A 10,203-nucleotide genomic window follows, 5' to 3' on the forward strand; every position below is an offset into this window, starting at 1 on the left:
CACGATTGCCTGGTGCGAAGCGAGATGGAGGCGAAACCATATGGCAAGGGCAGTACGAGATCCCGACGAGCGCATCCGCGAACGCAACATGCGGCTCATCATCAAGGCCGGGATCGAAATCTTCGCCCGCAAGGGCTTCGACGGCACGCGCATCGCCGAGATTGCCGAGGCTTCGGGGCTGCCCAAGGCAAATGTCTACTACTACTTCTCGTCCAAGGAGGAGATCTATACCGCCATCATCGCCCATCTGCTCGCCAGCTGGGATGATGCGCTGAAATACATCTCGCCCGAACGTGAGCCGGCGGAAGCTTTCAAGCTCTACATCAAGGCGAAGCTGGAATACACGCGCAAGAACATGGCCGAATCCCGACTCTTTGCCAGCGAGATCATTCAGGGCGCGCGCTTCCTGTCCAGGAAGGATCGCGAGCACATCCGCCAGGTCACGGATACCCATGTGGCCGTCGTCGAGGGCTGGATCGCCGCCGGTAAGATGCTGCCGGTCGATCCGCGCCACCTTTTCATCATGCTCTGGGCGTCGACGCAGTTTTACTCGGACTTCGAACCGGTTGCCGTCGATGCGCTCAGAAAGCCCCGATTGAAAGCCGATGACTATGAAAAGGCAGCCACCACGATCACCGAGACGATCCTGAGAGGCATTCTCCGGCAGCCCTAGCCGACAGGCGAACAAGCCCCCTGCCACGATCCTCCGCCGGCGTGACCTGCCGACACTCCGCGGCCGGGCGATCACGCGCGCTCCACGGCTCGCGCTTGTGCAGCACTTCTCCATGGCGACAGGCCCAACCACGAGAGAACGGGCCCCGGACGTTGCCTTTTTGGCAATCGACCTTGCGAATATCTGTGCTTCTTCGGCAAGGGAAACTCTGGATAATTGGCCGTGCAAGCAACTCTTCAGAGATCCGCAAGATGGCCTATGTCATTACCGAACCCTGCATCGACGTGAAGGATGGCGACTGCACCGCCGCCTGCCCTGTGGACTGCATTTACGAGGGTGGCCGCACCTTCTACATCCACCCCGACGAATGCATAAATTGCGGGCTCTGTCTTTCGATCTGTCCCGTCGATGCCATTGCCTGGGATCAGGAGATACCAAACAACCAGCGCCACTTCATCGCTGTGAACAAGGAGTTCTTCGGGTCCGATGTCACGGGGATGGGGTCGCCCGGCGGCTGGAGCAAGGAGTGCTCCACGACGCAGGACCATCCTTTCGTTGCCGCCTTCGAGAAGGCAGCCGCGATCGCTTAGCAAGTCCGCCCCCTATAGGAGACCAGAGGGTGACGCCTACCGCCTTGTCGCCGCGCTCACCAGCTGGCGTAATAGGCCCTTGTTGCCGCGGCCAGTTTGGTCACGCGTCCGCGCTCGGCGGTCAGCCGCGGAAGGTCAGCGCGCGCCTGCTGCAGGAGTTCGGCCCGGGCAGCCTCGAAATCGACCCGGGTCAACCGTCCATCGCACAGGATCTCCTGTCCGCCGACATAGAGCGCCTTTGCATCCGCGGCGGTCATCCGGGTAAGCAGCACCTCCGCTTCATCCAGGTCGTCCATCAGGCTGTCGGCAATCAGCGCAGCATAGTCCACGAGCACCAGGTCTTCGTTCGCCGGGGCGTTCACCACCTTGGCGCCGACATGGATCGCGGCATCGAAGACACGTCCCGCCGTAAAGGTTCGCGTCAGGTCGCGGCCGCCATGCAGCAGATGGGCAAGGCGCAATTCGCGCCAGAGATCCTGGTCATCGTCAAAGCCCGTTCCGTCGAGGCCGAACGCGAAAGCGGGGCCGCTTGGCGGAATGGTGGCGACCGGCGCCACGCCTGAACGCAGGCGCAAATTCGCCGACGGGTTCGAAACGAGCTGCACGCCGCGCGCAGCCAGCAGCTCCAACTCGTCCGGTCGCAGCTGGACGCCGTGGGCGACGGCGAGGCGGGGCGACAGGAAGCCGATCTCGTCGAGGTATCGGACAACCCCTTGCGGAAAGCGCCGATCCAGCCATTGCCTCTGCCTCGGGCTTTCAAGGAGATGCATGTGAATGCGTCGGCCGGTTGCGTGAGAGGCCTCGGCGATCGCTTCGAGCAGTGCGTTGGAACACCATTGCGGCCCGATCGGACCATACTGCACATCGAGCAACGGACTTGTGTTGGCCGCAGCGACCGCGTCGGCTGCCGAGATCTGCACCGATGGCGACGCATAGCTCGGGATCGAGCCGCTGAGATCGTCCCAGTCTGCCGGATCAAGATATGGCCGCAATCGCTGAGGCCCGCCGTCATAGGCCCACGGATCGTAGTCGAGAAGCGGGCAGGAAAGCGCAAGCCTTATGCCTGCGTCGCACGCCGCGCGCATGACCGCGCCTGCCTCGTCGACGAGACGGTCGATGTTCAAAGAATTATGGCAATGCATGGTCGCGCCGACGCCCGTTTGGGCCAACCTTGAGAAGGCCACCAGCGCCTCCAGATAGGGCTCGGTTCGCGGCCGAAGCCGAAGTCCCGGGATCCACACTTCCAGGGCATCGTCCGCGTTGCCAAAATCGAGCGTGCGGATGCCATAACCATGGTCATGGGCGTTGACGGGCGGCGGCATAAGCAGAGCACCAGCCGGGATCGTCGTCCATGAGGCGTTCTCAGGCAAATGATCCAACAGATTTTGCGTGCGCCCTGCGGCCTCGTGGCCCGGTCGCAAGAGAAGTCGCCCGGGAACGGATGCTGTATTCATGGATGGATCGCCTCCATGATCTGGTCGCTGAACCTCTGCAGTTCCGTGCCGACAAATTCGATGACGGCTTCCGCCGCATGCGTGCGCTGCCGGCGTCGCTGCACCAGAATCCCGACATGCAGGTTCTGAAGGCGCGAGCCGGAAAGCGGTATGGCGACGAGATCGCCCGATCTGATCTCGGCGAGGAAACCGATCGGCGTGAAGAAAGCCACGCCCTGACCGGACAGGATGAAAGGTTTGAGCATCATCTGGCTGTTCGAGAGAACAAAAGGCCGCCCGGTCCGCTCGAAGACCGAGAGTTCGATTTCGATGAGAGAGCGGATCGGTTGCGTGTCGAGCTGCAGGAGAAGGTCGTACTGGGCGCATTCGGCAAGCGAAACCTGCCGCTGTTTGGCCAGCGGATGTTCCCGTCCGACGAAGGCCATCAGCGGCATCGGCACGCGAAAGAGCATCTCGGTATCGTCAGGCCGGGCCAGATCGAAGGTCAGGCCCATATCGACATCGCCCTCGGCGACCAGGCTGCTGATATTGCCGTGGCCGGCGGTGTGGATGTGAAAGCTCACGCCGGGATGGATACTGTGGAACGCGTTGACCATGTCCGGCAGGAATTGGATCGCCAGGCTATCGAGGCAGGACATCTGCACGCGACCGGTCTTTTTCCCCTGCAGGGCGCCGAGGTCGCTGCGCAGCAGTTCGAAATTTTCCAGCGTCACCCGGGCGTGGCGCAGCACGTTTTCCCCGGCAACAGTCAGCCTCAGACCATTCGAGAGCCGCTCGAAGAGCGCGATCCCAAGCTCGTCCTCCAGTTTCTTGATCTGCCGGCTGACCGCCGAGGATGCGACATGAAGCTCCTCGGAGGCCTTGCGAATGGACCCGGACCGAGCGACCGAGACGAAGTATTTCAGGATGCTGGCGTGCATTCGATTGGACCCCTCCTCCCCTAGGCCCCGACCTATAACACGCTCACCGTCCCCTCCAAACGGGCGCGCGCTTCTCCCGAAAAGCGCGCACACCTTCCAGCGCATCCTCGCTGTTCAGCGCCTTCACAAGCGCGGGCGTGCGTAATCCCTGGGCTTCCGCCGGAGACAGGTGTCCGGTGCGATTGACCGTCTGCTTGATGGCGCGCAGCGAGAGCGGCGCACAGGCGACGATTTCCTTCACCCAGCGGGAGACGGCCGCGTCGAGCTCGCCCGGTTCGGCAAGTTCGTTGACGATACCAAAGGCGTGCATCTCGGCGGCCGAGAACCGCCGACCGGTCAACAGCACACCCATGGCAAGGTTGTGCGGGACCCTGCGCTGAAGAAGCACCATGCCGCCATCGAGCGGCAGGCGCCCGACGCGAGCCTCGGGCAGGCCGAAGGCCGCCTCCGTCGAAGCTATGACGATATCGCAGCCGAGAACCATCTCGAATCCACCACCGAGCGCATAGCCATTGACCCTCGCGATGACAGGAACATCCAGAGAGCGGCGAAAGGCCAGTCCTCCAAAGCCGTTCGGCCGGCTTTCGGTCCAGTAATCAAGGCCGGTCTTTTCAGCCCCCTTCAGATCCGCCCCGGCGCAGAACGCCCGTTCGCCGGCGCCCGTCAAGACGACGCAGCTGATATCGTCGCGTGCTTCGATCTCCTCCCAGATCGCATCCAGTTCGCGCTCGGTTGCGGCATCCACCGCGTTCATCCGCTCGGGACGGTTGAGAGTGACGCTTGCGACGCGATCCTCTACCACGAAAGTGACGCTCATGCCGCATCTCCCTGACGAACCGAAAGCCCCGAAAGGATCTCGTCATTGTGCTCGCCGAGCGTCGGCGGCGCGATGCGAACCGTCACGGTCGCCGCCGACATGTCGATCGGCGAACCAACCAGCCGGATCGGACCGGCCTTCGTCTCTCCCGCGTCCAGGATCATGCCGTTGATCGTCGTCTGTTCGTCGTTAAGGGCTTCGGGAAGCGAGCGTACCGGTGCGCAGAGAATGTCCACCTGTTCCAAGCGGCCGAGCCAATGGGCGCTGCTGTTTTTTGCGAACGCCTCGCGGAAGATTTGCTGCAAATCCGGACGGCGCTGCATCTGCGCGTCGAAATCGACAAATTGCGGCTGGAGGGACAGGTCCTCGATCTCAAGGGCATTGCAGATGTCGCGCAGCGGATTCTGCTTGAAGGCACCGACCATGACGATGGCGCCGTCGGTCGTCTCGAACACGCCCGTCAGCGGGAAGGCGCCCCAGTTCAGGTCCTTTTCCCGCATCATGTGCGTGGTGCCTTCCTGCATCTGCATGGCGAGCATCGAACTGTAGAGGCTGACCGCCACTTGCTGGCCGTGCCCGGTCTTTTCGCGATGCAGCAAGGCAAGCAGAATGCCCTGCACCAGGTGCATGCCGGCCGAGTAGTCGGCAAGCGGCGTCGCGTAGATCGACAGCGGATGGCTCGCGTCGGACTTGCGCCGCATGACGCCCGAAAGCGCCTGCGCCAAGATGTCCTGCCCGCCCTTGTGCCGGTAGGGGCCTTCAAGGCCGAAGCCCGTGCCGACGGCGTAGATCAGCCGTGGGTTTGTCCGCTTCAGCTCTTCATAGCCGAAACCCATGCGCTCCATGACGTCAGGACGGAAATTGTTGACGACCACGTCGGCAGTGTCGATCAGCGCGCGGACGGCTGCCCGCGCCTCGTCCTGCTTGAGGTCGAGTGCAAGGCTCTTCTTGTTGCGGTTGAGCGAGGAGAAAACCGGATTGTTGAGGCCATCCGGGTCGGAGCCCAGCGACCAGCGCGAGAGGTCGCCGATCTTGGCCTTTTCGACCTTGATGACCTCGGCGCCGTAATCGGCCAGCATCTGCGTGCAGCACGGGCCAAGCATGACCTGGGTAAAGTCGACGACGCGGATACCGTCGAGGGGAAGAGACGTCATTCTGCGGCCTCCAGATAGGTTGCATTTTCGGATGGTACGTCGCCGGGATCGGCGCCCTGCGCCCGCAGCTGCTTCTGGATCGCCTTGACGTCGGCGTCTCGCACCTTGACGCCGGCATTGAGCGCGACGGTGGCGGCAACACCGGCCGCCTCGCCCATCGCCATGCAGGGCGGGATCTCGCGGCTCGATTTTTGCGCCTGAATGGTCGCGGAATAATGCCGGCCTGCGACGATCAACTGATCGACCTCCTTGGGCAGCATGGCCCTATAGGGCGTGTAGTAGTCGCGGCCACGGCACACTGTGTCGGTGAAGTGCTGGCGGTTCATCACGTCGTCCTTGGTGACGACATATTCGCCCTGGAGCAGTCGCGACTGGCGCACGCCCGTCTGCGGCGCAAAGTCGATCACATGGGCATTTTCGAAGCCCGGCAGGTTGGCGCGGGCGAAGTCGAGCAGGCGGGCAATGCGGCCACGGCCCTCGAGTTCCGCATAGGTTAAGTCTTCGACACGGAGGCCAGAGAGCTTCGGGATGTGCGGGCAGTTGAGCCAGATGACGCCCGGCAGCGGGGTCTTCAGCCACCAGAACGACCAGCAACCGCCAATCAGACGCTTGGCCTCGTGGTCGATTGCCTTGAACTTTTCGGGTTCCTCAAATTCGAAGCGCTCGGCGGCTTCAGTGTCGATGCCCCCCCAGCGGGAAACCGTCGTCAGGATGAAATTGCCGTCCGTATGCTGGGCGCCGGCATCGGCCGCGACGTCGAGGTCGCCCGAGGCGTCGATGACGACGTCGCCCATGATGGCCTCGCGGCCGGATTTCGTCTGGCAAACCACACCCTTGATCGTGCCGTTCTCGACGATCGCCGAGGAGAACCAGCTATGGGTCCTCAGCTTCACGCCGGATTCGCGCAGGATGTCATAGGAGACGCGCTTGAAGGCGTCCGGATCGAAGGCGGCCGCATAGCAGATCGGGTGCGGCGCAGACGGCGTGTGGAAGTCGAACAGGCCCCAGCGCGCCCATCTTTGCCAGGCTTCCGGCGTATCGCGAATATCGAGCTGGCGGTCGCCATCCGTCGGCGTGACGCAAAGGCCGAGCGTCTTCATCCGTTCGATCATTTCCATGCAGATGCCACGCACGGTGATTTCGACGCCGTTGACCATGTCGTCGAGCACCAGAACCATACCGCCTGCGGCAAGGCCACCGACATAGGGATAGCGTTCGATAAGCGTGACGCTGGCTCCGGTGCGTGCCGCCGAAACCGCGGCGGAGATCCCAGCCGGTCCACCGCCGACGACGACGACGTCCGAGCGGTCGACGACCCGGGCATTGCGCAGGGGTTCTCTGATTGTTTCCATGGTCGTTCCTCCATAGGGGACGTGTCCGGCGAAATGTGAGGAGCTCACAGCCAGTGACTTCGTCGGTTGACCGGACCCGGTTATCCAGGTCCGGCAGCAAAGGGTTTGGGGGTCAGTGGTCTGTCGTCGGTTTCCAGCGGACGATCTTCGATTCCGCGTAGGAGACGGCAAAGAAGAGAACCACGGCAAGCGAGGCCGCAATCACCACCGTCGCGTAAAGCAGCGGCGAGCGGAAATTGTAGGTCGCCTCGATGATCAGCGCACCGAGACCGTAGCTGGAGCCGATCCATTCGGCGACGATCGCGCCCATCACGCTGCTGGTTGCCGCAATCTTCAGCGCGGCGAACAGAAAGGGCAGCGAGCCCGGCAGGCGAACCTTCCAGAAGATTTCGGAATTGCTGGCAGACAGGATGCGCATCAGGTCGAGCATTGCGGGGCTCGCCGACTTCAGTCCCTGCACCATGTTGACCAGCGTCGGGAAGAAGCAGATCAGGCCGGCGATGATGATCTTCGGCGCGATGCCGTTGCCGACAAGCAGCACCAGGATCGGGGCAAGCGCGATGATCGGGATCGACTTGATGATGACGGCGATCGGATAGAAGGCGCGTTCCGCGAGCGGGCTATAGACGAACCAGACCGCCAGAAGGACGGCGATGACATTGCCGAAGATAAAACCGAGAACGGCCTCCATGAGCGTCGGCCAGAAGTTCGTCCAGAGCACGCCGGCGTTTTCGCCGAAGGCCTTGATGACGTCGACCGGTCCGGGCGCCATGAAGGTCGGCACCGAAAAACCCCAGACGACGAGTTGCCACAAAAGGATGCAGCCAAGGATCGCGAGTGTCGCCGGAAGATGTCGCAGGATCGCAGCGGCAAGACCATCGAGTATCCGGAACCGGTTGCCGTCGGTCAAAGCGCGGCCTTCCGCCTGTGAAGGAAGGGCATTCGCCATCAGCATTCTCCCAAAAGTTTGCGCAGGTGGGCGGTCACCTGGATGAACTCGACCGTGTCGCGCATCGCGAGAGTTCGCGGGTAGGGCAAGTCGACTTTCATGAACTCTTTGACGCGGCCGGGATGGGCGGCGAGCATCAGCACATGTTGACCGAGGAAGACGGCCTCGGGGATCGAATGGGTGACGAAGAGGATCGTCGTGCCGGTTTCCTGCCAGAGGCGCAGCAGTTCTTCGTTCAGCTTGTCGCGCGTGATCTCGTCGAGCGCGCCGAAAGGCTCGTCCATCAAGAGAATACGCGGGCGGGTCACCAGTGCCCGGGCGATCGCCACGCGCTGGCGCTGGCCGCCCGACAATTCGTGCGGCATCGCCTTCTCGCGCCCCTTCAAGCCCACGAGGGCGAGAAGCTCTTCCGGATCGGCATAGGTCGCGCCCGGTTCGCGTTTCCCCACCAGCAGCGGGAGACGCACATTGTCGATCACATTGCGCCACGGCAGCAGCGTCGCTTCCTGGAAGACGAAGGCGAAATCGCGTCCCTCGCGCGCCTTGCGCGGTGTCTGGCCATGGACGGACACCGAACCGTCGGTGATGTGCACGAGATCCGCGACCGTACGCAGCAAAGTCGACTTGCCGCAGCCGGATGGGCCGAGCATTGTCACGAGCGAGCCGGCCGGTATCTCGACCGAGACATCGGAGAGTGCGGTGAAGCCTGAATCATCCGCGCCAAAGCGAATGTGAAGGTTTTTCACCGACACCGCGGCGTTGCCGAGCGAAGCCTGGCCGGGTCTGATAAGCGTTTCCAACATCGCCTTATCCTACGCTCTTGCGGACATCGGCTGTCGCATCCAGGATTGCCATTGTGTAGACGTCGTCGACGTTGGGAACCGGACCTGTGAACTGGCCGAGGTCCGCATAGGTCTTGATTTGCTCCGCCCAGTTTGCCTGGTCCATGCCTCCCCAACCCTCGCTCGCGGTGGTTTCGTTGAACACGAACTTCATCAGCGGTCCGATGGCCTCCAGCTCGCTCGCCTTGTCGAGGTTGGGGTAGGATTCAAGCAGGATGTCGACGGCCTCTTCCTGATGGTCGCGGGCATAACCCCACCCGCGCGCCGAACTGGATACGAAGGCTGCGAGCTGGTCCGCGTGATTTTGCAACTGGTCGTCGGTGGTATAGTAGACGTTGGCATAAAGCCGGATACCGCCATCCCAGAGCGTCAGATCGACCCGGTCATCCCCAAGCACTTTCAGGGCGTTGACGTTCGTCAGCCAGCCACAGACCGCATCGGCCTGGCCGGTCACGAGCTGGTTCATGTCCGAGCCCATGTTGACGATCTTGACCTGGTCTTCCGATATGCCGTTCTTGGCGAGAAGCGCGCGCAGAAGAATGACCGAGGTCGGGATCGCGGCGATCGTCTTGCCAATCATGTCCTGAGGCTTGGCGATCGGATTTGCCTTGCGAGAGAAATAGGCGAAGGGATGCTTTTGGTAGCCGGCGGCAAATGCCTTGATCGGTGCGCCGGCCGAACGAGCCAGCATGACTGACGGGCTGGAGGAAATCTGACCGATGGTCGACTGGCCAACGGCAACACCCGCAACACCATCGACATTCGGTCCGCCGGGCACGATTTCGAGCTCTATGCTCTTCTCGGCGTAGTAACCCTTCTTGCGGGCCACGAGCTCTCCGAGAAGCCCGTTCGATGGCAGCCAACCGAGCTGCATGCGTATCGTCGCGGAATCGGCCGCAAGGCCTGGTGAAACATTGATGAGGCTATGGGTTGCGGCAATCGCGCCCATTGCGGCCGCATTCGAAAGGAAACCTCGGCGGTTCATCATAAAACGAGACATATCGTTCCCCTTGCTTGTTATGGGAGCGATGATGATGGAATTTGGCATCTCATAAAGCACAATTTTTAGCGGTTGGTATTGCCGATACGGCAACGCTCGGGTCGGAATTTAGGTTTGCCGTTTTGGCAATGGCGGGGTCGAAAGATTGTTCTTTCTGCCGGATCCATCGCATCCGATAAGCAGAGACATGATCAAAGTGTGAGCGCCGCGGAGGATAGATATGGTGCAGAAAAACCTGATCGATGGGGAATGGATCGCCGGTAGCGAAGCGTTCCGCAACATCAACCCGTCCGATACCAACGACGTGGTCGGCGAATACGCCCGCGCGTCAGCCGAGGATGCGCGCGCAGCGATCGCTGCCGCCAAGGCGGCGTTTCCGGCCTGGTCGCGCTCGGGTATTCTCGAGCGCCACGCGATCCTGAGGAAGACCGCCGACGAGATCCTTGCGCGCA

At 62.1% G+C, this 10,203-nt stretch carries 11 protein-coding genes; 3 read left to right on the plus strand and 8 right to left on the minus strand.

The window, feature by feature from the left end; translation table 11 throughout:
• Positions 1–40 precede the first annotated feature (40 nt).
• On the plus strand, positions 41–673 hold the full coding sequence (locus IB279_RS35750; protein WP_113188474.1) for a TetR family transcriptional regulator C-terminal domain-containing protein: 633 nt from the start codon (positions 41–43) through the stop codon (positions 671–673).
• A 251-nt stretch (positions 674–924) separates the two neighbouring features.
• A complete protein-coding gene (gene fdxA, locus IB279_RS35755; protein WP_034796100.1) occupies positions 925–1,263 on the plus strand; it encodes a ferredoxin in 339 nt (112 codons plus the stop codon).
• A 56-nt stretch (positions 1,264–1,319) separates the two neighbouring features.
• Here the strand turns inward: fdxA and IB279_RS35760 are convergent, their stop codons facing one another.
• The 8 genes from IB279_RS35760 to IB279_RS35795 all read right to left on the minus strand — a co-directional run bounded on the left by IB279_RS35760 (position 1,320) and on the right by IB279_RS35795 (position 9,751).
• Positions 1,320–2,717: an amidohydrolase family protein gene (locus tag IB279_RS35760; protein WP_192341171.1), complete on the minus strand. Its 1,398-nt coding sequence runs from the start codon at positions 2,715–2,717 to the stop codon at positions 1,320–1,322.
• Positions 2,714–3,637: a LysR family transcriptional regulator gene (locus tag IB279_RS35765; protein WP_127890515.1), complete on the minus strand. Its 924-nt coding sequence runs from the start codon at positions 3,635–3,637 to the stop codon at positions 2,714–2,716. The genes IB279_RS35760 and IB279_RS35765 overlap by 4 nt, the downstream gene beginning before the upstream one ends.
• Before the next feature lie 43 nt (positions 3,638–3,680).
• Positions 3,681–4,454 (minus strand): enoyl-CoA hydratase-related protein, encoded by a 774-nt coding sequence (locus IB279_RS35770; protein WP_127890514.1) that lies wholly within the window; start codon positions 4,452–4,454, stop codon positions 3,681–3,683.
• The gene (locus tag IB279_RS35775) at positions 4,451–5,608 is read right to left on the minus strand and encodes a CaiB/BaiF CoA-transferase family protein (protein WP_060518083.1); all 1,158 of its coding nucleotides are present in this window, start codon (positions 5,606–5,608) and stop codon (positions 4,451–4,453) included. The genes IB279_RS35770 and IB279_RS35775 overlap by 4 nt, the downstream gene beginning before the upstream one ends.
• Complete coding sequence (locus tag IB279_RS35780; RefSeq protein ID WP_136181205.1) at positions 5,605–6,960, minus strand: FAD-dependent oxidoreductase; 1,356 nt, start codon at positions 6,958–6,960, stop codon at positions 5,605–5,607. Before IB279_RS35780 ends, IB279_RS35775 begins: the two co-directional genes overlap by 4 nt.
• A gap of 112 nt (positions 6,961–7,072) precedes the next feature.
• Positions 7,073–7,909 carry an ABC transporter permease gene (locus IB279_RS35785; RefSeq protein ID WP_034796058.1) on the minus strand — a complete coding sequence of 279 codons (837 nt, stop codon included), beginning with the start codon at positions 7,907–7,909 and terminating at the stop codon, positions 7,073–7,075.
• Positions 7,909–8,712, minus strand: coding sequence for an ABC transporter ATP-binding protein (locus tag IB279_RS35790; RefSeq protein ID WP_034796056.1), 804 nt, complete (start codon positions 8,710–8,712; stop codon positions 7,909–7,911). Before IB279_RS35790 ends, IB279_RS35785 begins: the two co-directional genes overlap by 1 nt.
• Positions 8,713–8,716: 4 nt before the next feature.
• On the minus strand, positions 8,717–9,751 hold the full coding sequence (locus tag IB279_RS35795) for an ABC transporter substrate-binding protein (RefSeq protein WP_060518084.1): 1,035 nt from the start codon (positions 9,749–9,751) through the stop codon (positions 8,717–8,719).
• 220 nt (positions 9,752–9,971) lie between these two features.
• On the opposite strand from IB279_RS35795, the gene IB279_RS35800 reads away from it, so the two are divergent.
• Positions 9,972–10,203: aldehyde dehydrogenase family protein (locus IB279_RS35800; RefSeq protein WP_192341173.1), on the plus strand; the 232-nt coding region annotated here is incomplete at its 3' end.

Origin of the sequence: Ensifer sp. ENS06 (assembly GCF_014852205.1) — a bacterium.
GTDB classification, from domain to species: Bacteria; Pseudomonadota; Alphaproteobacteria; order Rhizobiales; family Rhizobiaceae; genus Ensifer; species Ensifer adhaerens.

What these genes read in the sequence shown, in the direction of transcription:
- IB279_RS35785 (WP_034796058.1), bottom strand. Translation starts at nt 7,909, where the DNA reads ATGGCGAATGCCCTTCCTTCACAGGCGGAAGGCCGCGCTTTGACCGAC.
- IB279_RS35760 (WP_192341171.1), bottom strand. Translation starts at nt 2,717, where the DNA reads ATGAATACAGCATCCGTTCCCGGGCGACTTCTCTTGCGACCGGGCCAC.
- IB279_RS35795 (WP_060518084.1), bottom strand. Translation starts at nt 9,751, where the DNA reads ATGTCTCGTTTTATGATGAACCGCCGAGGTTTCCTTTCGAATGCGGCC.
- IB279_RS35765 (WP_127890515.1), bottom strand. Translation starts at nt 3,637, where the DNA reads ATGCACGCCAGCATCCTGAAATACTTCGTCTCGGTCGCTCGGTCCGGG.
- fdxA (WP_034796100.1), top strand. Translation starts at nt 925, where the DNA reads ATGGCCTATGTCATTACCGAACCCTGCATCGACGTGAAGGATGGCGAC.
- IB279_RS35775 (WP_060518083.1), bottom strand. Translation starts at nt 5,608, where the DNA reads ATGACGTCTCTTCCCCTCGACGGTATCCGCGTCGTCGACTTTACCCAG.
- IB279_RS35750 (WP_113188474.1), top strand. Translation starts at nt 41, where the DNA reads ATGGCAAGGGCAGTACGAGATCCCGACGAGCGCATCCGCGAACGCAAC.
- IB279_RS35780 (WP_136181205.1), bottom strand. Translation starts at nt 6,960, where the DNA reads ATGGAAACAATCAGAGAACCCCTGCGCAATGCCCGGGTCGTCGACCGC.
- IB279_RS35790 (WP_034796056.1), bottom strand. Translation starts at nt 8,712, where the DNA reads ATGTTGGAAACGCTTATCAGACCCGGCCAGGCTTCGCTCGGCAACGCC.
- IB279_RS35770 (WP_127890514.1), bottom strand. Translation starts at nt 4,454, where the DNA reads ATGAGCGTCACTTTCGTGGTAGAGGATCGCGTCGCAAGCGTCACTCTC.